21 protein-coding genes are annotated in these 19323 nt (G+C 69.4%); 12 read left to right on the plus strand and 9 right to left on the minus strand.

Annotated features, from left to right (window positions below):
* Positions 1 to 86 precede the first annotated feature (86 nt).
* The 3 genes from G6N23_RS00460 (at position 87) to G6N23_RS00470 (ending at position 1999) form a co-directional block, all read left to right on the plus strand.
* Positions 87 to 422, plus strand: coding sequence for a YbaB/EbfC family nucleoid-associated protein (locus G6N23_RS00460; RefSeq protein ID WP_085259953.1), 336 nt, complete (start codon positions 87 to 89; stop codon positions 420 to 422).
* The gene (gene recR, locus G6N23_RS00465) at positions 423 to 1034 is read left to right on the plus strand and encodes a recombination mediator RecR (protein ID WP_085259952.1); all 612 of its coding nucleotides are present in this window, start codon (positions 423 to 425) and stop codon (positions 1032 to 1034) included.
* 116 nt (positions 1035 to 1150) lie between these two features.
* Positions 1151 to 1999 carry a type IV toxin-antitoxin system AbiEi family antitoxin gene (locus tag G6N23_RS00470; RefSeq protein WP_085259951.1) on the plus strand — a complete coding sequence of 283 codons (849 nt, stop codon included), beginning with the start codon at positions 1151 to 1153 and terminating at the stop codon, positions 1997 to 1999.
* Here the strand turns inward: G6N23_RS00470 and G6N23_RS00475 are convergent.
* The 7 genes from G6N23_RS00475 to G6N23_RS00505 form a co-directional block, all read right to left on the minus strand.
* Positions 1996 to 3183: an NAD(P)/FAD-dependent oxidoreductase gene (locus G6N23_RS00475; RefSeq protein ID WP_085259950.1), complete on the minus strand. Its 1188-nt coding sequence runs from the start codon at positions 3181 to 3183 to the stop codon at positions 1996 to 1998. The two genes, G6N23_RS00470 and G6N23_RS00475, sit on opposite strands and share 4 nt — an antisense overlap.
* Entirely contained in the window at positions 3180 to 3362 is a 183-nt protein-coding gene (locus G6N23_RS00480; RefSeq protein WP_085259949.1) for a rubredoxin, read from the minus strand. Before G6N23_RS00480 ends, G6N23_RS00475 begins: the two co-directional genes overlap by 4 nt.
* Complete coding sequence (locus G6N23_RS00485; protein WP_085259948.1) at positions 3362 to 3532, minus strand: rubredoxin; 171 nt, start codon at positions 3530 to 3532, stop codon at positions 3362 to 3364. Before G6N23_RS00485 ends, G6N23_RS00480 begins: the two co-directional genes overlap by 1 nt.
* Positions 3532 to 4782, minus strand: a complete 1251-nt coding sequence (locus tag G6N23_RS00490) for an alkane 1-monooxygenase (protein WP_407938358.1) — start codon at positions 4780 to 4782, stop codon at positions 3532 to 3534. The genes G6N23_RS00485 and G6N23_RS00490 overlap by 1 nt, the downstream gene beginning before the upstream one ends.
* Positions 4783 to 4863: 81 nt before the next feature.
* A complete protein-coding gene (locus G6N23_RS00495) occupies positions 4864 to 6141 on the minus strand; it encodes a PucR family transcriptional regulator (protein ID WP_085259947.1) in 1278 nt (425 codons plus the stop codon).
* Positions 6142 to 6161: 20 nt separating this feature from the next.
* Positions 6162 to 6878, minus strand: coding sequence for a type 1 glutamine amidotransferase (locus G6N23_RS00500; RefSeq protein WP_085259946.1), 717 nt, complete (start codon positions 6876 to 6878; stop codon positions 6162 to 6164).
* The gene (locus G6N23_RS00505; RefSeq protein WP_085259945.1) at positions 6875 to 8101 is read right to left on the minus strand and encodes a Mur ligase family protein; all 1227 of its coding nucleotides are present in this window, start codon (positions 8099 to 8101) and stop codon (positions 6875 to 6877) included. Before G6N23_RS00505 ends, G6N23_RS00500 begins: the two co-directional genes overlap by 4 nt.
* 73 nt (positions 8102 to 8174) lie before the next feature.
* Between G6N23_RS00505 and G6N23_RS00510 the strand changes: the two genes are divergently transcribed.
* Positions 8175 to 9164 (plus strand): DEDDh family exonuclease, encoded by a 990-nt coding sequence (locus tag G6N23_RS00510; protein WP_085259944.1) that lies wholly within the window; start codon positions 8175 to 8177, stop codon positions 9162 to 9164.
* 178 nt (positions 9165 to 9342) lie between these two features.
* Here G6N23_RS00510 and leuA read toward each other — a convergent pair whose 3' ends face one another.
* The gene (gene leuA / locus G6N23_RS00515) at positions 9343 to 11181 is read right to left on the minus strand and encodes a 2-isopropylmalate synthase (RefSeq protein ID WP_085259943.1); all 1839 of its coding nucleotides are present in this window, start codon (positions 11179 to 11181) and stop codon (positions 9343 to 9345) included.
* A gap of 234 nt (positions 11182 to 11415) precedes the next feature.
* Here leuA and G6N23_RS00520 point away from each other — a divergent pair, with 234 nt between their 5' ends.
* From G6N23_RS00520 to G6N23_RS00530, 3 genes are read left to right on the plus strand one after another with little or no spacing between them, the layout of a single operon-like run.
* The gene (locus tag G6N23_RS00520; protein WP_085259942.1) at positions 11416 to 12681 is read left to right on the plus strand and encodes an aspartate kinase; all 1266 of its coding nucleotides are present in this window, start codon (positions 11416 to 11418) and stop codon (positions 12679 to 12681) included.
* A gap of 2 nt (positions 12682 to 12683) precedes the next feature.
* Positions 12684 to 13742 (plus strand): aspartate-semialdehyde dehydrogenase, encoded by a 1059-nt coding sequence (locus tag G6N23_RS00525; protein ID WP_085259941.1) that lies wholly within the window; start codon positions 12684 to 12686, stop codon positions 13740 to 13742.
* Between the two features lie 54 nt (positions 13743 to 13796).
* Positions 13797 to 14921 (plus strand): DUF4185 domain-containing protein, encoded by a 1125-nt coding sequence (locus G6N23_RS00530; RefSeq protein ID WP_085259940.1) that lies wholly within the window; start codon positions 13797 to 13799, stop codon positions 14919 to 14921.
* Here G6N23_RS00530 and G6N23_RS00535 read toward each other — a convergent pair.
* A complete protein-coding gene (locus G6N23_RS00535) occupies positions 14914 to 15678 on the minus strand; it encodes a hypothetical protein (RefSeq protein ID WP_133055458.1) in 765 nt (254 codons plus the stop codon). The genes G6N23_RS00530 and G6N23_RS00535 overlap by 8 nt on opposite strands.
* Before the next feature lie 217 nt (positions 15679 to 15895).
* Between G6N23_RS00535 and G6N23_RS00540 the strand changes: the two genes are divergently transcribed.
* From G6N23_RS00540 to G6N23_RS00560, 5 genes are all read left to right on the plus strand, one after another.
* Positions 15896 to 16249 (plus strand): hypothetical protein, encoded by a 354-nt coding sequence (locus G6N23_RS00540; RefSeq protein ID WP_085259938.1) that lies wholly within the window; start codon positions 15896 to 15898, stop codon positions 16247 to 16249.
* An 80-nt stretch (positions 16250 to 16329) separates the two neighbouring features.
* Positions 16330 to 16677, plus strand: coding sequence for a hypothetical protein (locus tag G6N23_RS22335; protein WP_133055457.1), 348 nt, complete (start codon positions 16330 to 16332; stop codon positions 16675 to 16677).
* Positions 16678 to 16763: 86 nt separating this feature from the next.
* The gene (locus G6N23_RS00550) at positions 16764 to 18212 is read left to right on the plus strand and encodes a catalase (RefSeq protein ID WP_085259937.1); all 1449 of its coding nucleotides are present in this window, start codon (positions 16764 to 16766) and stop codon (positions 18210 to 18212) included.
* A gap of 32 nt (positions 18213 to 18244) precedes the next feature.
* Complete coding sequence (locus tag G6N23_RS00555) at positions 18245 to 18676, plus strand: organic hydroperoxide resistance protein (protein WP_085259936.1); 432 nt, start codon at positions 18245 to 18247, stop codon at positions 18674 to 18676.
* A gap of 1 nt (position 18677) precedes the next feature.
* Positions 18678 to 19322, plus strand: a complete 645-nt coding sequence (locus G6N23_RS00560) for a sensor domain-containing protein (RefSeq protein ID WP_085259935.1) — start codon at positions 18678 to 18680, stop codon at positions 19320 to 19322.
* Position 19323: the final 1 nt, after the last annotated feature.

A 19323-nucleotide genomic window follows, 5' to 3' on the forward strand; every position in this document is an offset into this window, starting at 1 on the left:
CTGGGAATCTCACACGCACCGGGTCTCCAGCTGAAACCAAGCCGCAACCGAGTCGAGACCACACACGACAACGCAAGGGGAGTGTCATGCAACCAGGAGGCCCGCCCGACATGTCGGCGTTGCTGGCCCAGGCCCAACAGATGCAGCAGCGACTGCTGGCCGCGCAGCAGGAGCTGGCCGCCACCGAGGTGCACGGCGAAGCCGGCGGCGGCCTGGTCAAGGTCACCTCCAATGGCAGCGGTGAGGTGCTCGGCGTGCAGATCGACCCGAAGGTCGTCGACCCCGACGACATCGAGACCCTGCAAGACCTGCTGGTGGGAGCGCTCGCCGACGCGTCGAAGAAGGCGCACACCCTGGCCCAGGAGCGGCTCTCCCCGCTCGCCGGTGGCATGGGCAACGCGCTCGGCATGCCGGGGGCCTAGGTGTTTGAGGGTCCGGTCCAGGACCTCATCGATGAGCTGGGCAAGCTGCCGGGTATCGGACCGAAGAGCGCCCAGCGGATCGCCTTTCACCTGCTGTCGGTGGAGCCCTCCGAGATCGACCGGCTCACCGCGGTGTTGACGAAGGTTCGCGACGGGGTGCGGTTCTGCGAGGTGTGCGGCAACGTCTCGGATGCGCAGCGCTGCCGGATCTGCGGGGACTCCCGCCGCGACTTCGCCCAGATCTGCGTCGTGGAGGAGCCCAAGGACGTCGCCGCCATCGAGCGCACCAGGGAGTTCCACGGCCGCTACCACGTGCTCGGCGGCGCGTTGGATCCGCTGTCGGGGATCGGCCCGGAGCAATTGCGGGTGCGCGAGCTGCTGAATCGGGTCGGGGAGCGGGTCGACGGGGTCGACGTCAGCGAGGTGATCATCGCCACCGACCCCAACACCGAGGGTGAGGCGACCGCCACCTACCTGGTCCGGATGCTGCGCGACATCCCGGGGTTGAGCGTTACCCGCCTGGCGTCCGGGCTGCCGATGGGCGGTGACCTGGAGTTTGCCGACGAGCTGACCCTGGGCCGGGCCTTCACCGGTCGTCGCGCCATGGCCTGACGTCCCCGGACCCACCCACCCCCGCGAGCCTGTTGTTACCGTGCTTGCTACTCGCACTTCTTCGCGCCAACTACAGGCTCGCGAAGGATGTCGGTGCCGATTGGCAGCATCTGGCCATGGGAGATGTCTTCATCGGGAGCGAGGCGCTGGAGCAACGCCGTCTCACCGAGTACGAGCTGCGCCGCTGGCACCGGGCGATCTTCCGCGACGTCTATGTGCCGAAGACACGCCAGCTGACGCTGCGCGACCGGATCGAGGGGGCGTGGCTGCGGTCTGGACGTAACGGCGTGATCGCGGGTGTTGCGGCTTCCGCGCTGCACGGCGCCAGGTGGGTCGACGCCGATATCCCGATCGAGCTGGTCTGGCCGAATACCCGGCCGCCGCCCGGCCTGATCGCTCGCGATGAAACCCTGGCCGATGACGAACAAATCACAGTCACCGGCATACCGGTCACCACGCCGGCCCGCACCGCTTACGACCTGGGCCGCCACCTGCCCCGGGGCCGGGCGGTCGCCCGGCTCGACGCGCTCGCGAGGGCCACCCCGTTCAGCACCGAGGACGTGCTGTTGATCGCCAAGCACCACAAGGGCGCCCGTGGTTTACGACGGCTGCGCGCGGTGCTACCGCTCGTCGATCCCGGCGCCGCCTCACTCCAAGAGTCCTGGCTGCGGCTACGACTCATCGACGCCGGTCTGCCCAGCCCGACCACCCAGATCCCGGTGTGCGACGGCAGCTACTGGCCGTTCGCCTGGCTTGATATGGGATGGGAGGACTACAAGGTATCCGCTGAATACGACGGGGATCAGCATCAAAAGGATCGTCAGCAGTACGTCAACGACCACAAGCGACAGCGCAGGCTGGAACGCGTGGGCTGGATCAACATCCGGGTGATCAACGAGGACAACCCCCAAGAGACCGTCCGCCGCGTCACCGAGGCGATGCGAATCCGCGGCTGGCGGCGCTAAACCGGTTGCAGCACTTCAGAGATCGGGGCTCCGGCGGCGATCTTTCCGCGCGCCGTGCGGACTTTCTCCGGGATGCCCGCGCCCACCACGGCGGCCAGCACCCCGCCGCGCTCGTAGTAGGCCAAAAACCGGCGACCGTCATCCTCGGCCAGGTGCACGGTGTCGCCGGTGCGCGGGTGGCCCAGGCACTGGATCTTGATGTCGTACTGATCGCTCCAGAAGTACGGCACGCCCGCGCTCGCCACCGCGTCCAGGTTCAGCATCGCCGACACCAGGGTCCTCGCCTGCTCGGCGACGTTGCTCCAATGCTCGACGCGGGCCTGCGCGCCGTTCGCGTCCCGCCAGGACGCCACGTCGCCGATCGCCCAGACGTCTTGGGCGCTGGTACGTCCCACCGCGTCGCAGACGACGCCGTCGGCCACGGCGACCTCGCTGCCGGCCAGCCAATCGCAGGCGGGCCGGGACCCGATCCCGACCACCACCAGATCGGCGGCGAGCACCGAGCCGTCGGAGAGTGTCACCGACTCGACGCCGTCGGTTCCGGAGACGGAGGCCACCTGCGCGCCGGTGCACACCTCGACGCCCTCGGTGCGGTGCAGCCTTGTGATCAGCGCACCCACCTGTTCGCCGAGCACGGATGCCAGCGGGGTGGCCTGCGGCTCCACCAGCACCACCTGCATACCGGCGCCGCGCAGACTGGCCGAGACCTCGCAGCCGATGAAGCCCGCCCCGACGACCACGGCGCGGCGCGCACCCGCCGCCCGCCGGCGCAGCGCCAAGCAGTCGTCGAACGAGCGCAGCACGTGGATACCGTCCAGGTCCGCAAACGACGGAATGCGGTTGGGCACCAGGCCGGTGGCGATCACCAGCCGGTCGTATCCCAGCACCGCCCCGTGGGCCAGCGTCACGGTGCGGGCCGCCGTGTCGAGGGTGCGCGCCGCCGAACCGAGCCGCAACCCGATGCGGTGCTGCTCGTAGAACGCGGCCGGTTTGAGGGCGACGTCCGCGGCGGTGACGGCCTCGCGCTGCAGCATCTCCTTGGACAGCGGCGGACGGTCGTAGGGCGGATGGGCCTCGGCGCCGACGATGGTGATGGGATCGGTGTAGTCGTTGCGACGCAGCTGTTCTGCGGTGCGGACCGCGGCCAGCCCGCCGCCGATGATCACCGTTCCGTTCCGGGTCACGACCGCGCCACTTCCACCATCTCGAAGTCGGCCTTCGCGGCTCCGCAGTCCGGGCAGCTCCAGTCGTCGGCGATGTCGGCCCAGCGGGTGCCGGGTGCGATTCCGTCTTCCGGCCAGCCCAGCGCCTCGTCGTACTCGAAGCCGCACTGAAGGCACCGGAACAGTTTGTAGTCGTTCATCAGTTCGCTCCTGTCGGTTGGAAATCCAGCTTTTCGCGTACCGCACAGTCCGGGCAGGCCCAGTCGTCGGGGATCTGCTGCCAGGGCGTGCCGGCCGGGAACCCCTCTCGGGGCTCCCCGGTGGCCTCGTCGTAGACGTACCCGCAGCCCGGGCACCCGTACCCGGCCATCAGGCCGGCACGTGCAAGCGGGCCAGGATCTTCTCCCGGCGGCGCGGTGAGATGTTCGCCCGGGTGATGTCACCGCAGTAGTGCTCCAGCACCCGGTGATCCATCAGCTTGCGCCACACCGGCGGGAAGTAGGTCACCCCGATCAGGGCTCCGTAGCCGGCCGGCAGGTTCGGCGAGTCGTCGAAGCTGCGCAGCGTCTGGTAGCGCCGGGTGGGGTTGGCGTGGTGGTCGCTGTGCCGCTGCAGGTGGTAGAGGAACAGGTTGGTGACCATGTGGTCGGAGTTCCAGCTGTGCTGCGGTGTGCAGCGCTCGTAGCGGCCCCCGGCCTGCTTCTGGCGCACCAGCCCGTAGTGCTCCAGGTAGTTGACCGCCTCCAGCAGTGACGAGCCGTAGACGGCGTTGATCAGAACGTAGGGCAGCAGCGCCACGCCGAACACCGCGATCAGCACGCCCCAGAACAGCACCGACATCGCCAGCGCGTTGATCACGTCGTTGCCCGGCCAGGTACGGGGATCCCAGGGGTTCTTGCCGGTCCGGCGGATGCGTTGCGCCTCGAGCTCCCACGCCGAGCGAATGCCGCCGAAAGTGCTGCGGGGCAGGAACTCCCAGAACGTCTCACCGAAGCGGGCCGAGGCCGGGTCCTCGGGGGTGGCCACCCGGACGTGGTGGCCGCGGTTGTGCTCGACGTAGAAGTGGCCGTAGCAGACCTGGGCCAGGGTGATCTTGGCCAACCACCGCTCCAGCGACTCCCGCTTGTGGCCCAGCTCGTGGGCGGTGTTGATGCCGACCCCGGCCACGATCGCGGTGGTGAGCGCGACCCCGATCTTGCCCAGCCAGCCCAGCGACCCGTCGAAGCCGAGCCAGCCCAGGTCCGAGGCGGTGAACAGGTAGGCGCCGAAGATGGCGCTGGCGTACTGGAAAGGGATGTAGGCGTAGGTGGCGTAGCGGTAGTACTTGTCGTTCTCCAGCGCCGCCATCACCTCATCCGGCGGGTTCTGTCCGTCGGCACCGATCCAGAGGTCCAGCGCCGGCAGCAGCACATAGAGCAGGATCGGCCCGATGTAGAGCGGCAGTTGCGCCGCGGTGTGCAGGCCGGCCTGGTTCAGCGCCCAGACCAGCGGCAGCATCAGGAACAGCATGGTGGGCACGACCAGGCCCAACAGCCACAGGTGCCGTTTCTTGTCCTGCCAGAGCTTCGGTTCGCCGGCCACTCGGGTGCTCATCGCGTCTTCGCCTTTCGCCTGGGTCATGCCACCACTGCCGATGGATGTCCTGACGGTAGGCAGTACCGCGGGCACGCCGCTCGTCCCGCGCGGCCGGACTTCGGCCGGCTATTCGTCCTCGGAGGACAACACGGCAGCGCCGAACCACTGACACAGCAGCAGTGCGATCTCGACGTCGAGCCGATCCTCGGCGATCGGGCGGCCGCGGCGTTCGATCGCGCGCTGGACGCGGTACTTCATCGTGTTGACGTGGAAGTGCAGCTGCTCGCCGGCCGCCTTGAAACTGGAACCCGCCCGCAGGAACACCCGCAACGTGTCGCGGAGGCGCTCGTCGCCGTCGGTCGCGCAGGCCAGTGGGCCCAGCACCTCACCGACCCAGGCTCGTGCGGCGGCCACGTTGTCGCCGCCGAGCAGTGCCGCGGCCGACAATCCCGGATCGCTGGCCGCGCTGACCCGGGCGGTACCGGACGCGACCGCCAGCCTGTGTACCGCCAGCGCCTGCTGGTGCGACCGACGGAAACCCTCGACCCCGGGCAGCGGTTCACCGATCGCCACCCAGGGTTCACCGCGTGCGGTCTGCGCGCAGGAACGGATCTGCGCCACCGCATCGGCCCCAGCGTTCGACGCCAACGGAATCCAGGCCCACCCGGTGGTGCTGTCGGCCGGGATGAACAGCGGCGCCCCTTGGCCCGCAACTGATTCGGTGACCTGTTTGGTGAAGCCTTCGGCGGCCGCGAGCCGGTCGCCGCCGGATTCCGGGTACCACACCACCAGCGCCACGTGGGTTCGCCGCAGCGGGTAGTGGATCGCGGCTGTCATGGCGTCGACGTCCAGGCTCTCGTTGGCAAGGATTTCGCGGACCCGCAACGCGCGCACCGCATTTCGGCTCTCCAGCCAGCGTTCGCGCTCGGCCTGATAGATCGCGGACACCTGCTGCGACATCTCGTCGATGTAGCCGAACATCAGCGTCGACATCTCGGAGAGCACGTCCAGGCGCAGGTCGGGATCCAGGTCGGCGGAACGGATCTCCTGCAGTACCAGCTGCAGTGCCACCGAGTGGCCGAGCCGGTAGCCGCGCACCAGTGCGTTCACCGGAATCCCGCGCTGCGCCAGCCGGCGGGCGTGCTCCAGGGCGACCGCCGGCGCGGCGATATCGGCCACCGGGATGTTGTGACGGATCGCCGAGAAGTACGTATCGACGTTGGCGGCGACGGTTTCATGCAGCAGCTGCAGCAGCGACGAATCGCCGGTCAGGTCCGGCGACTCCTTGGCGACCAGATCCTCGATCACCTGGGTGGTTTCGGCCAGGTGATCGTAGAGCCGCTGCGAGATTGCGATCGCGGCCCGGGCGACTCCGGTGTCGTCGGTCGCGTGCGGCTCGGCCATAGCCCGACGGTAGTCGGTGACTAGGGCCGCCGCGGCGCGACCAGCCGCTCGCGGCGCAGCATCTCCACTTCGGGCAGTTCCAGCGGCGCCAGGGCGCCGACCACCTTCGACAGCAGCAGATCGGCCAGTTCGGGGTTGCGGGCCAGGCACGGCCCGTGCAGATAGCTGGCGACGACGCTGCCCTGCACCACGCCGTCGTGCCCGTCGCCGGCCCGGTTCCCGGCGCCCTTGGTGACCGTCGACAGCGGTGTCGCCGACGGGCCCAGCACGGTGCCGCCCCGGTGGTTCTCGAAGCCGGTCAGCGGCGCCGACAAGCCCGCCAGCAGCGGGGTGCCGACCACCTCGCCGATGGTGCGCGTCTCCTGCGGGGAGGTGGTGACGTCGAGCAGCCCGACCCCCTCGACGCGTTCTCCGGCCGAGGTCTCATACCAGGCCCCGAGCACCTGGACGGCCGCGCAGATCGCCAGGACCGGCGCCCCGCGTTCGGCCGCGCGCTGCAGTCCCGGGTGGGCGGTCAGGTGCCGGGTGGCCAGCCGCTGCGCGTAGTCCTCGGCGCCGCCCAGGGTGTAGAGATCGAGTGACTCCGGCACCGGGTCGGCCAGGGTGATCTCGACGATCTCGGCGTCGATACCGCGCACCAGCAGCCGCTGCCGCAGCACCACCGCGTTCCCGCTGTCGCCGTAGGTGCCCATCACATCGGGCAGTACCAGCCCGATCCGCACCGTGCTGGAGCTCATGACAGACCCAGTTTCCGCTGCAGCTGCAGAAACGCGGTGTAGTTGGCGACGACCTCGACCGGGCCGGGCGGGCAGGACGCGATGGCCGCACAGGTGTCATGCACCAGGGTGTGCTGCACCCCCGCGTAGCCGAGTCGCACCGCCAGGTCGGTGCCGCGCTCACCGGCGGCCACCACCGGAACGCCTTCGAAGTGCTCGAAGCGCACGTCCCACAGCCAGGACAGGTCCTCGCCGTCGGGGACTTGGCCGTTGACGGCGATCACCACCCCGGCGGCGTGGTGGTCGACCATCGACAGCGCCTCCTGCCAGCCGGCCGGGTTCTTGGCCAACAGCATCCGCACCGTGTGTTGGCCGACCTGCACGCTGCGGTAGCGCCCGGCCACCTCGTCGACGGCGCACACGGCGGCCACCGCCTCGGCGGGGTCGGCGCCCAACGCGACGGCGGCGGCGACGGCCTGGGCGGCGTTGCCGCGGTTGACCTTTCCGGGCAGCGCGAGCCGCATCGGCAGCACCAGACCGTCGGGCCCGTACAGCGATTCGTCGTCGTACCACCACTGCGGGGTGGGCCGGTGGAAGTCGCATCCGGTGGAGCCCCAGTGCCCGTCACGGCGGTCGATGACTTCGCCGCTGCGCGGGCAGCTGACCGAGTCACCGGCCCAGCCGCCGCCCGCGGCGACCCACACCACGTTGGGGGAGTCGTAGGCGGCCGAGGTCATCAGCACGTCGTCACAGTTGGCCACGACCACCGTCTGCGGATGCCGGGCCAACCCGGTGCGCAGTGCGCGTTCCACGGCGTTGATCTCACCAACCCGGTCCAGCTGGTCGCGGGACAGGTTGAGCAGGACGACCACGGCCGGCGAGACCGCGTCGGCCACGTGCGGCACATGCATCTCGTCGACCTCGAGGGCCGCCAGCTGCGCGGTGCGGTCGGCGGCCAGCGCCGCCACCAGCCCGGCGTCCATGTTGGCGCCTTCGGCGTTGGTGGCCACCGGCCCCAGGTCACGCAGCGCCGCCGCGATCATGCGGGTGGTGGTCGACTTGCCGTTGGTGCCGGTGACGATGACGCTGCGCCGCCGGGAGCCCAGCTGGCCCAGGATCGAGCGGTCCAGCGTCATCGCGACCAGGCCGCCGATCATCGCACCGGCGCCGCGGCCGGTGACCCGCGACGCCCATCGCGCGCTCGCTCCGGCGGCCAGCGCGAGGCGTCCACGGGCGGTGATCATGGCGTGAGTTTAAGTGGGCGACACGGCTGCGCGGCGACCCGCGTTCGTCGGGGGCGCGTGCCATCCTCATCGCATGAGTGCGCTGTGGGGGCGCCCGGCCCGCGAACCCGGCGACGGCTGGGTCGTCGTCGACGTCGAGACGTCGGGATTCCGGCCCGGGCAGGCTCGCGTGCTCAGCCTCGCCGCACTGGCACTCGATGCCGACGGGCGCGTCGAGCAGTCGGTGTCACACCTGGTCAACCCGGGCACCGACCCGGGCCCCACCCACGTGCACGGGCTGACCGCCGAGATGCTGGCGGGCCAGCCGCAGTTCGCCGACGTCGTCGACGAGGTCGTCGCGCTGCTGGCCGGGCGCACCCTGGTGGCGCATAACGTGGCGTTCGATTACACGTTCCTGGCCGCGGAGGCCGAGATGGCCGGCGCCGAACTTCCCGTCGACTCGGTGATGTGCACGCTGGAGTTGACCAGGCGGCTGGACCTCGGCCTAGCGAACCTGCGATTGCAGACCCTGGCGGCGCACTGGGGCGTCGTCCAGACCAGGGCTCATGACGCGCTCGACGACGCGCGCGTGCTGGCCGGGGTGCTGCAGCCGGCACTGGAGCGGGCCCGCGAACGCGACGTGTGGCTGCCGGTGCGGCCGGTTACCCGCCGACGGTGGCCCAACGGCCGGATCACCCACGAGGAACTGCGGCCGCTGAAGGCGCTGGCATCGCGGATGCCATGCGCCTACCTCAACCCGGGCCGCTACGTGCGGGGCCGCCCGCTGGTGCAGGGCATGCGGGTTGCGCTGTCCGCCGAATGCACCCGTACCCACGAGGAACTCGTCGAACGCATCCTGCACGCCGGGCTGGCTTACAGCGACGTCGTCGACACCACCACCTCGCTGGTGATCTGCAACGACGAACGACCGGAGCAGGGCAAGGGCTTCCAGGCGCGGGAACTGGGCGTGCCGACCGTCTCCGACGAGCAGTTCATGGCCTGCGTCGATCGGGTGGTCGACGGCACCGACATAGAGCAGTTCGTCGACGCCGGGGCGGCCGGCGAGCAGATCTCGCTGTTCTGACGGCGCGCACCCCGCGGGAAGGGGCATGGCATCTGCCCGGCTATCAGCGACAGAGGCCGTTGTGTCAGGCAATTTGCCGGCGCTCGGTCGGAAACCACCCCGGTTGTCGCTCAGAGGCGGGCATCAACCACAGGCCGATCTCTCGGTTACCGGTGGGGCCGATGTTGTTTCGCGGAGCTCAGCCGAGGCTGGCCGCCCGGTTCACCGCCGAGACCACCGCCCGCAGCGACGCGGTGGTGATCGACGGCGCGATCCCGACGCCCCAGACGGTCCGGTCGTTGATCTGTGCTTCCACGTACGCCGCGGCCTGAGCCTCCTCGCCGGCGCTCATCGCGTGTTCGGAGTAGTCCAGCACATGGACGTGCACCCCGACCTGGCTCAGCGCGTCGACGAACGCGGCCAGCGGGCCGTTGCCGGAGCCGGCGATCTCGGTCTCGGCCCCGTCGAGCTTGACGACGGCCTCGATCCGGTCGGTGCCGTCGTCGGTCTCGGCGGCGATCACCCGCTGCCGCATCCGCTCCAGCGGACGCACCGGGTTCAGGTACTCGTCGGCGAACGCATCCCACATCTCCTTGGGGGTGACCTCGCCGCCCTCGCCGTCGGTCAGTTGCTGGATCACCTTGGAGAACTCGATCTGCAGTCGCCGCGGCAGCGCCAGGCCGTGGTCGGTCTTCATCACGTAGGCCACGCCGCCCTTGCCGGACTGCGAGTTGACCCGGATCACCGCCTCGTAGGTGCGGCCCACGTCGCGGGGGTCGATCGGCAGGTAGGGGACCTGCCAGAGCATGTCGTCGACATCGGTGTCGGCGTCGTCGGCGTCGACCTTCATCTGGTCCAGGCCCTTGTTGATGGCGTCCTGGTGGCTGCCGGAGAACGCCGTGTAGACCAGGTCGCCGCCGTAGGGGTGGCGCTCGGGCACGTTCAGCTGGTTGCAGTACTCCACGGTCCGGCGGATCTCGTCGATGCTGGAGAAGTCGATCTGCGGATCCACCCCGCGGGAGAACAGGTTCAGCCCGAGTGTCACCAGGCAGACGTTGCCGGTGCGTTCGCCGTTGCCGAACAGGCAGCCCTCGATCCGGTCCGCCCCGGCCTGATACCCCAGTTCCGCAGCGGCGACCGCGGTGCCGCGGTCGTTGTGCGGGTGCAGGCTCAGGATGACCGAGTCGCGCCGCTTCAGGTTGCGGTGCATCCACTCGATCGAGTCGGCGTAGACGTTAGGGGTGGCCATCTCCACGGTGGCGGGCAGGTTGAAGATGATCGGGTTGTCCGGCGTCGGCTCGATGACGTCGCCGACCGCGTCGCAGACCGCCTTGGCGTACTCCAACTCGGTTCCGGTGTAGGACTCCGGCGAGTACTCGTAGCGCCACCGCGTGCCGGGATACTTCGCCGCCTCTTCGAGGCACTTGCGGGCCCCGGCCACCGCGATCTCCTGTACCGCCGCCCGATCGGCGCGGAACACCACCCGGCGCTGCAGGATCGACGTCGAATTGTAGAAGTGCACGATCACGTTCTTCGCGCCCGCGCAGGCGGTGAAGGTGCGCTCGATCAGCTCGTCACGACACTGGGTCAGCACCTGCAGGGTGACATCGTCGGGGACAGCTCCGTCGGTGATGATCTCGCGGACGAAGTCGAAGTCGGTCTGGCTGGCCGACGGGAACCCGACCTCGATCTCCTTGTAGCCCATGGTCACCAGCAGGTCGAACATCCGCCGCTTGCGGGCTGGGCTCATCGGGTCGATCAGTGCCTGATTGCCGTCACGCAGGTCGACCGCGCACCACAGCGGGGCGCGATCGATGACCCGGTCCGGCCAGGTGCGGTCAAAGGGAACCGCCGCTGCGCCCAGCGCCGGGCTGCCGCCCGGCACCTCATCGGCGAAGCTGCGGTAGCGGCGGACCGGCATCGCCGATCCGCGCTGGGTGTTCCAGGAGGGTTGGCCGGGATTGGTGGGGCCGGCAGGTTTGGTGATGCCGCGGCCCGAGGTGAACGCGTCGGGAGACGGCTGGGAAAAACTGGTCACGGTGATTGCTCCGGGGTTCTCAGATGGAATTCAGACCGGCGCATCGCGAACACCCGCGACGGGAAGCCGGTCTGGATCAGACCCCGCCGCGGCGTCCGAGAAGGAGCACCCGCTGCACATCGTGCAGTTTACGCGCTCAGACGGCTCCCGCAGAAAACGGCCCCGGGCGCAGCGTCGGCGCCGCGACCGGCTTCCCCTATCCTGGGACAAGCCCACCCAAGGAAGGGACGAAAAGTGGCGCTCGTCGTGCAGAAATACGGTGGATCGTCGGTGGCCGACGCCGACCGGGTCCGCCGCGTCGCCGAGCGCATCGTCGAGACCAAGAAGGCCGGCGATCAGGTTGTCGTGGTCTGCTCGGCGATGGGCGACACCACCGATGACCTGCTGGACCTCGCTCAGCAGGTCTCCTCGGCCCCGCCGGCCCGTGAGCTCGACATGCTGCTCACCGCCGGCGAACGTATCTCCAACGCCCTGGTGGCGATGGCAATCGAGGAGCTGGGCTGCAACGCCCGGTCCTTCACCGGGTCGCAGGCCGGGGTGATCACCACCGGCGTGCACGGCAAGGCCAAGATCATCGACGTCACCCCCGGCCGGTTGCAGGCCGCCCTCGGCGAAGACCAGGTGGTGCTGGTCGCCGGCTTCCAGGGCGTCAGCCAGGACACCAAGGACGTCACCACGCTGGGCCGCGGCGGCTCGGACACCACCGCGGTGGCGCTGGCCGCGGCGCTGCACGCCGACGTCTGTGAGATCTACACCGACGTCGACGGCATCTTCAGCGCCGATCCGCGCATCGTGCCCAACGCCCGCCGGCTGGACACCGTCTCCTTCGAGGAGATGCTCGAACTCGCAGCGTGCGGCGCCAAGGTGCTGATGTTGCGCTGCGTGGAGTACGCCCGGCGCTACCACCTGCCCATTCACGTCCGGTCCTCTTACTCGGACAAGCCCGGCACCATCGTTTCCGGATCGATCAAGGACATCCCCATGGAAGACGCCCTCCTGACCGGAGTCGCACACGACCGCAGCGAAGCCAAGGTGACCGTGGTCGGCATCCCCGACCTGCCCGGCTACGCAGCCAAGATCTTCCGCGGCGTCGCCGACGCCGATATCAACATCGACATGGTGTTGCAGAACGTCTCCAAGGTGGAGGGCGGCAAGACCGACATCACCTTCACCTGCCCGCGCGACAACGGCCCGGCCGCGGTGGCCAAGCTGGAATCGCTCAAGGCCGAGATCGGCTTCACCGAGGTGCTCTACGACGATCACGTCGGCAAGGTGTCGCTGATCGGCGCCGGGATGCGCAGCCACCCGGGCGTGACGGCCACCTTCTGCGAGACGCTGGCCGACAACGGCGTCAACATCGACCTGATCTCCACCTCCGAGATCCGGATCTCGGTGCTGGTCGCCGAAGCCGACCTGGACAAGGCCGTCCGCTCACTGCACGAGGCGTTCGGGCTGGGCAGCGAGGAACAGGCCACGGTCTACGGCGGGACGGGGCGCTAGGCATGCCCAAAAAAGGAATAGCCATCGGAGTGGTCGGCGCCACCGGCCAGGTCGGCCAGGTCATGCGCGCCCTGCTCGAGCAACGCAACTTCCCCGCCGATGAGGTGCGATTCTTCGCCTCGGCGCGCTCGGCCGGGCGCAAGCTGGCGTTCCGCGGCGCCGAGATCGAGGTCGAGGACGCCGAGACCGCCGACCCGACCGGGCTGGACATCGCGCTGTTCTCCGCCGGCGGGGCGATGTCGAAGGTGCAGGCACCGCGCTTCGCCGCCGCCGGGGTGACGGTGATCGACAACTCCTCGGCCTGGCGCAAGGACCCCGACGTGCCGTTGGTGGTCTCGGAGGTGAACTTCGACCGGGATGTGCGCGGCGTGTCTTTGAAGAAGGGCATCATCGCCAACCCGAATTGCACCACCATGGCCGCGATGCCGGTGCTCAAGCCACTGCACGACGAGGCGGGCCTGACCCGGCTGATCGTCTCGACCTACCAGGCGGTCTCGGGCAGCGGGCTGGCCGGCGTGCAGGAGTTGGCCGAGCAGGTCCGCGCCGTGGCCGACGGTGCGGAGCAACTGGTGCACGACGGCGGGGCGGTCGACTTCCCGCCGTCGAACAAATACGTCGCGCCGATCGCGTTCAACGTGGTGGCGCTGGCGGGCAACTATGTCGATGACGGCTCCGGTGAGACCGACGAGGATCAGAAGCTGCGCTCCGAGAGCCGCAAGATCCTCGGTATCCCAGAGCTTTTGGTGAGCGGTACCTGCGTTCGGGTGCCGGTGTTCACCGGGCACTCGCTGTCGATCAACGCCGAGTTCGCCCGGCCGATCTCGCCGGAGCGGGCCACCGAGTTGCTCAAGGACGCACCGGGTGTGACCGTGACTGATGTGCCCACCCCGTTGGCCGCCGCAGGCGCCGACGACTCCCTGGTGGGCCGGATCCGGGTCGACCCCGGCGCACCCGAAGGGCGCGGTCTGGCGTTGTTCGTCTCCGGGGACAACCTGCGTAAAGGTGCCGCGCTCAACACGATTCAGATCGCCGAGCTGCTGGCTGCGTCTTCCAGATCCTGACCCCCCGAGGCGCCGAACGTGCACCGGTTGCGAAAAGCCGCGCGGAATTTCGCAGTGTTTGCACGCTCGGCGGGGGCGGTCGCGCTGCTGGTCTGCCCGCCCGCATACGCCGAACCGCCCGCTCCGATCCCGCTGCCGGTGCTCTGGCCGCTGGCCGAAGGCCAGGTGGTCCGTATCGGGCCGAGCGCCGGAACCGGCACGCCCACCGGTGATTACGGTATCGGCGCGACGGATCTGTGCGAGTTCATGGAGTTCCCCAGTGCGGTGCTGCAGATCTGCGGGGACAGCTTCGCCGGCCAGGGCGTCGGGTTCGGCGGCTGGTATTCACCGATAGCGCTGCGCCTGGACCCGGACTCGGTGGACGACTCCGCCGGGGTGCGCTACACCGGGGTGATCGGGGTGGACAGGCCGCTGCTGGCCGACCCGTCGCCGGCGGGCACTACGCAGCTGCCGGCCGGGATCGTCTCGATCAACCGGACCAACTACCTGATGGTGACCACCGCCAAGATGCTGGTACCTCAGACCTCACGTCTGGTGAAAGCCGATCCGGCGCAACCGGGTTGGCAGACGGTACCGGGTTCGGTGCGACCGGCCTCCTACCAGGATTTCGGCCAGTCCCAGATCAGCGGCTACTACGATCCGATCCCGACTCCCGACTCGCTCACCGGTTGGGTGTACGTCGTCGCCAACAACTTCGACCGCAGCGCGTCGGTGACGCTGTACCGGGTCACCCCGGAGGCGTTCACCGACCGGTCGGCCTGGCAGGGCTGGGCCGCCGGAGCGGGCTGGGGTCATAAGCCCACGCCGCTGTGGAACGACCAGATCGGCGAACTGAGCCTGCGTCAGATCGACGGCAGGCCGGTGCTGTCCTACTTCAACGGCACCACCGGAAACATGGAGGTCCGGGTGGCCTACGAGCCGACCGGGCTGGGGACCGCCCCGGTGACCACGGTGGTGCAACACACCGAGTGGCCGGATCCGCCGGTGCCCGTTGAGACCCTGCCCTCGCCGTTCGACAACCGGCTGGCCCAGCCCTACGGCGGCTACATCTCGCCGGGGTCGACCCTGGACGAGCTGCGGGTGTTCATCAGCCAGTGGAACACCGAGCCCCGACATCGGGCTCCCTACCGGGTGATCCAGTTCGCGGTCAACCCGTTCAAACCGTGGTCGGTCAGCTGAACAGGCCCCACAGGTCCGTCCAGAAGTCGCCGCCCGACCCGGCGTCGCCGAGCAGATTGAAGTCCGCGTCGGCCGGGTTGAACGGGTTGCCGTCCGGTGCGTAGTCCTGGATGTTGTCGCCGAGGGCGCTCGCGACGTTGTTGCTGCTCCCGTCCCAGCCGGCGTAGGCGATGGCGTGCAAGCCCTCAGCGGTGGCGGTGTTGAAGTGGCTGTCGTAGACACCGGGCACCACAGAGGCGCCCGCGCTCGCGACGGCATAGTCGCCGGTGGCGGTCGCCACGTTGCCGTTGCCCCAGGCCGCCGAAGCGCTGGCGTGGTCCCCCAGCGCGGACGCGTAGTTGAACGACCCGGTATCGCCGACCACGGCGTTGCTGTGGTCGCCCTGGGCGGAGGCGTAGTTGAAGAAGCCGCTCATGGCGTTGGCGTTGGCGAACTCGCCGTAGGCGAACGCGATGTTGCCGAAGCTCGAACTCGCTGACGCATTGCCCAAGGAGAGCAGATCGATGCCGCTGATCGAGATGGCCAAGTTGCCGAAGCCGTCGGGGAGGGTCGGCGCTGTCGCGGCCGCCGTACCCACCGTGGCGACGGCGTCGCCGACGTCTGCCGCGGCCAGTGCGCCGGCAACGCCCAACGCGCCGGCGCCGCCGTCAGCCGAGAGTGTTCCGGCGCCGGCGACGGGTGTGGCTGCCAACGCGGCCCCGACCCCCAGTCCCAGCGCCAGCATGCCGAGACTGCTGACCCGCTTCACATTCCCCATGTTCGTGCCTTCCCCTACCTTCCAGCCGACCTGGCTGGCGTAGTCCTGACGGTAGGAGCGAAACGCACGGCTTCGATACAGGGTTTTCCCTGGACTTTCTGAAGTGCTTTACAGGGTCGAACGCGAAGTAGCCGCGGCAGAGGCCGCCCACCGGCTCATAGCTGACGCATAGCCGGCACCTAGCGGCGCCGAGTGTTGCCCACGCAGCATGTCAACCATGAGCGAAACACCTGAAACCACCAACCCCCCGGCGCCGCCGGGTCCGGTAGAGCCCAAGCCGTACTGGGTCTACCGGCTCGCCGCCTGGGTCGCCATCGTCGCCGGAGTCGTCTTCATCGTCTCGTCGATCTTCTTCGCCGGCGTCTGGGCCAGTCATGGCGGCCCGCGCGGGCACCACTGCCACCACGGTCCCCACCACGGGGCGATGCACAAGGGGTTCCACCAGGGCTTCCACCATGGTCCCCAGCGCGGTCCCGGCCCGATGGCTCCCCCGTCGAGCCCGGAAGGCCCGGGGCCCGGCGAGGTTCCGCCGTCGGTCACCCACGCCCCGGCGCCCACCCCCGGCCGGTAACCGGCCCGGCCACGAACACCCAGCCGCCGCCCCTCCCGAAGGGCGGCGGCTGGCGTCGTCCTCAGGCATGATTGGGCGATATGACCGAGACACCAGCAACCCCGCCGCCGCCACCAGCGCCACCGCCGGCCAAGCCGAACCGGCTCTACCAGGTCGCAGCCTGGGTGGTGATCATCGCCGGGACGGTCTTCGTCGCCGCGGTGGTCTTCTGCACAGGCGCCTACCTCAGTGATAACGGCTGGCACGGGCACCGTCACGGGCCGTGCATGATGCATCATCACGGTCCGCCGATGGGTCCCGGCTTCGGGCCCGCCGGTCCGGGCAATGAGCCGGGTTGGCCCGGCTTCCGTCCTGCCGGCCCCGGCAACGGCCCGGGTGGCCCGGGCGGCCCGCCGCCCCCGCCGCCGTCGGCCCCGCCGCACCGTTAGTCGGCCCGAGAACGCGAATGCCCCCGGATCCCAAGGGGATTCGGGGGCGATTTCCGGTTGCGCCCACCTGAAACGGAGACACACCGATGACCGAGCACTACACCACCACGGAGGCCGGTGCGCCGGCGCCGAGTGACAGCGACGCGCTGACGGTCGGCCCGGACGGCCCCATCCTGTTGCAGGACCACTACCTGCTCGAGCAGATGGCGATGTTCAACCGGGAGCGCACCCCGGAACGCCAGCCGCACGCCAAGGGCGGCGGGGCATTCGGACACCTCGAGGTGACGGCGGACGTCAGCGCCTATACCAGGGCGGCGGTGTTCGCGCAGGGCGCCGAAACCGAGATGCTGGCTCGGTTCTCCACCGTCGCCGGCGAACGCGGCAGCCCTGACACCTGGCGTGACGTGCGAGGCTTCGCGCTGAAGTTCTACACCACCGAGGGCAACTTCGACATCGTCGGCAACAACACCCCGGTGTTCTTCTTCCGGGACCCGATGAAGTTCCAGCATTTCATCCGCTCCCAAAAGCGCCTGGTGGCAAGCAATTTGCGTGACCACAACATGCAGTGGGACTTCTGGTCGCTCACTCCGGAGTCGGCGCACCAGGTGACCTACCTGATGGGCGACCGCGGACTGCCGAGATCCTGGCGGCACATGAACGGCTACGGCAGCCACACCTACAGCTGGATCAATGCCGCCGGCGAGATCTTCTGGGTCAAGTACCACTTCATCAGCGACCAGGGCGTGGAGCACCTCACCCAGGATGAGGGAGACCGGCTCGCAGGAGCCGACGGGGACTATCACCAGCGCGATCTGTACGACGCGATCCAACGCGGCGAGTACCCCAGCTGGACGGTGAAGGTGCAGATCATGCCGTTCGAGGAGGCCAAGACCTACCGGCTCAACCCGTTCGATCTGACCAAGGTGTGGCCGCACGGCGACTACCCGCTGATCGACGTCGGACGCTTCAGGCTGGACCGCAACGTCACCGACTACCACGCGGAGATCGAGCAGGCGGCTTTCGAGCCCAGCAACACCGTGCCCGGCACCGGGCTGAGCCCCGACAAGATGCTGCTGGCCCGCGGCTTCTCCTACGCCGACGCCCACCGCGCCCGGATCGGAACCAACTACAACCAGTTGCCGGTCAACGCGCCGAAGACGGACGTACACGCCTACTCCAAAGACGGTGCCATGCGGTTCCGCAAGGCGAGCGACCCGGTGTACGCGCCGAACTCGGTCGGCGGGCCGGTGGCCGACCCGGCCCGCGCCGCCGAGGTGCGCTGGCGTGCCGACGGCGACATGGTGCGCGCGGCGTACACGCTGCGTGACGACGACGACGACTTCGGCCAGGCCGGCACCCTGGTTCGTCACGTCTTCGACGACGAACAGCGGAAACGGCTGGCCGCCAACATCATTGGGCACGTTTCCGATGGTGTGCGCGAGCCGGTGCTGTCGCGGGTGTTCGAGTACTGGCACAACGTCGATGAGGATCTGGGGCGCGCCGTGGAAGCCGGGGTGCGGGCCAACCTTGCCTGACAGTGGGGCCGCCGGCCTGGCATGATCGAGCCATGAGCATCAAAGTCGTTTTCGCCACCGAGTCGACCGCGACCGGCGGTGGTCGAGACGGCCACGTCCACTCCGCGACCGGCCGCATCGACCTGGACACCCGGCCACCGCGCGAGCTGGGCGGCGACGGTGAGGGCACCAACCCCGAGGAACTGTTCTCCGCGGGTTACGCGGCATGTTTCCTGGGCGCGTTGCGGCTGGTGGCGCGCCGGTCGGCCGTCGCGCTGGACGACGCCACCAACGTCACCGTCCAGGTCGCCCTGGGCAAGGACCTCGCCACCGAGGAGTTCGGCCTGACCGGCACCATCACCGGGAACCTGCCCGGGCTGTCGCAGGCCATCGCCGACGACCTGATGGCGCAGGCCCACGAGGTGTGCCCGTACTCGCGGGCCACCCGCGGCAACGCCGGCTTCACCGTTTCGGCGAAGGTCTAGCGTGCGGGGCGCCGCGACACTGGTGGTGGCGGGCCTGGGTCTGGCGCTCGCGGGCGCCCCGGCCGTCGCGGCACGGCCCTCCGATCCGGGCGTGGTGTCCTACGCGGTGCTGCCGAAAGGATCGGTCGGCAACATCGTCGGCGCCCCGATGGGGTGGGAAGCGGTGTCCGGCCAGCCGTTCCAGGCGTTCTGGGTCGACGACCCGGCCTGCAACAACTGGGCCGATATCGGCCTGCCCGAGGTTTACAACGACCCCGACCTGGCCTCCTACAACGGTGCGGTCACCCAGACCTCGGCCACCGACCAGGGCCACTTCGTCAAACAGGCGGTCGGGGTGTTCGCCACCGAGGCCGCCGCCGAACGGGCGTTCCGCCGCGTCACAGACCGCACCGCCGGGTGCTCGGGGCGCACCACCGCGATGCACCTCGACACCGGCGCCACCCAGGTGTGGGCGTTCGACGGCGGCCCGGCCGGGGTGGCCGACGCCGCCTGGACCAAGCAGGAGGCCGACACCGACCGGCGCTGTTTCAACCAGACCCGGCTGCGGTCCAACGTGCTGTTACAGGCCAAGGTCTGCCAGTCCGGCAACGCGGGCCCGGCGGTAAACGTGCTGGCTGGGGCGATGCAGAACACCCTGGGCCAGTAAA

The organism is Mycolicibacter terrae, from assembly GCF_010727125.1.
In the GTDB taxonomy this organism is placed as follows: Bacteria; Actinomycetota; Actinomycetes; order Mycobacteriales; family Mycobacteriaceae; genus Mycobacterium; species Mycobacterium terrae.

What these genes read in the sequence shown, in the direction of transcription:
- G6N23_RS00525 (WP_085259941.1), top strand. Translation starts at nt 12,684, where the DNA reads ATGCCCAAAAAAGGAATAGCCATCGGAGTGGTCGGCGCCACCGGCCAG.
- G6N23_RS00555 (WP_085259936.1), top strand. Translation starts at nt 18,245, where the DNA reads ATGAGCATCAAAGTCGTTTTCGCCACCGAGTCGACCGCGACCGGCGGT.
- G6N23_RS00495 (WP_085259947.1), bottom strand. Translation starts at nt 6,141, where the DNA reads ATGGCCGAGCCGCACGCGACCGACGACACCGGAGTCGCCCGGGCCGCG.
- G6N23_RS00540 (WP_085259938.1), top strand. Translation starts at nt 15,896, where the DNA reads ATGAGCGAAACACCTGAAACCACCAACCCCCCGGCGCCGCCGGGTCCG.
- G6N23_RS00460 (WP_085259953.1), top strand. Translation starts at nt 87, where the DNA reads ATGCAACCAGGAGGCCCGCCCGACATGTCGGCGTTGCTGGCCCAGGCC.
- G6N23_RS00510 (WP_085259944.1), top strand. Translation starts at nt 8,175, where the DNA reads ATGAGTGCGCTGTGGGGGCGCCCGGCCCGCGAACCCGGCGACGGCTGG.
- G6N23_RS00480 (WP_085259949.1), bottom strand. Translation starts at nt 3,362, where the DNA reads ATGAACGACTACAAACTGTTCCGGTGCCTTCAGTGCGGCTTCGAGTAC.
- G6N23_RS22335 (WP_133055457.1), top strand. Translation starts at nt 16,330, where the DNA reads ATGACCGAGACACCAGCAACCCCGCCGCCGCCACCAGCGCCACCGCCG.
- G6N23_RS00470 (WP_085259951.1), top strand. Translation starts at nt 1,151, where the DNA reads ATGGGAGATGTCTTCATCGGGAGCGAGGCGCTGGAGCAACGCCGTCTC.
- G6N23_RS00505 (WP_085259945.1), bottom strand. Translation starts at nt 8,101, where the DNA reads ATGATCACCGCCCGTGGACGCCTCGCGCTGGCCGCCGGAGCGAGCGCG.
- G6N23_RS00500 (WP_085259946.1), bottom strand. Translation starts at nt 6,878, where the DNA reads ATGAGCTCCAGCACGGTGCGGATCGGGCTGGTACTGCCCGATGTGATG.
- G6N23_RS00490 (WP_407938358.1), bottom strand. Translation starts at nt 4,782, where the DNA reads ATGACCCAGGCGAAAGGCGAAGACGCGATGAGCACCCGAGTGGCCGGC.
- G6N23_RS00485 (WP_085259948.1), bottom strand. Translation starts at nt 3,532, where the DNA reads ATGGCCGGGTACGGGTGCCCGGGCTGCGGGTACGTCTACGACGAGGCC.
- G6N23_RS00550 (WP_085259937.1), top strand. Translation starts at nt 16,764, where the DNA reads ATGACCGAGCACTACACCACCACGGAGGCCGGTGCGCCGGCGCCGAGT.
- G6N23_RS00535 (WP_133055458.1), bottom strand. Translation starts at nt 15,678, where the DNA reads ATGGGGAATGTGAAGCGGGTCAGCAGTCTCGGCATGCTGGCGCTGGGA.